Origin of the sequence: Pseudomonas sp. NPDC098747, assembly GCF_044760045.1 — a bacterium.
Lineage (GTDB): Bacteria > Pseudomonadota > Gammaproteobacteria > Pseudomonadales > Pseudomonadaceae > Aquipseudomonas.
In genome coordinates this window covers 1-416 of the sequence record NZ_JBIWAL010000073.1, presented here as the reverse complement: position 1 = coordinate 416, position 416 = coordinate 1, and the positions used below count along the sequence as shown (strand labels likewise).

1 pseudogene is annotated in these 416 nt (G+C 49.8%); it reads right to left on the bottom strand.

The window, feature by feature from the left end:
* Window positions 1-78: 78 nt before the first annotated feature.
* A pseudogene (rpsI, locus tag ACIQVE_RS26610) lies at window positions 79-333 on the bottom strand (30S ribosomal protein S9); the annotation flags it as partial.
* Window positions 334-416 lie beyond the last annotated feature (83 nt).

The following is a 416-nucleotide window of genomic DNA, read 5'->3' as shown; positions in this document are numbered from 1 at the left end:
AAATTAACGGCATACGAGATTAACAAACCAAGCTTTGCTAAAAGCGCCACGCAGGGATTCGTAAAATTACATCAGAGCGCGAGTGATGCCGTGGCGGATTGCGCCAGCCTGACCACTTACACCACCACCGATCACGGTGACGTAGATGTCGAACTTCTCGACAGTCTCAGTCAGCTCCAGCGGCTGGCGAACTACCATGCGGGCAGTTTCGCGGCCGAAGAAGTTTTCCAGCGAACGGTTGTTGATGGAGATATTACCAGTACCCGGACGCAGGAAAACGCGTGCGGTTGCGGTCTTGCGACGGCCAGTGCCGTAATTTTGAGTCGCCGACATAATGTACTATTCCGTTAAAACTTCAGTTCTTGGGGCTGCTGATAAGTATTTTGTTGTTTATCGAACTCTTAGTCTTTATGATT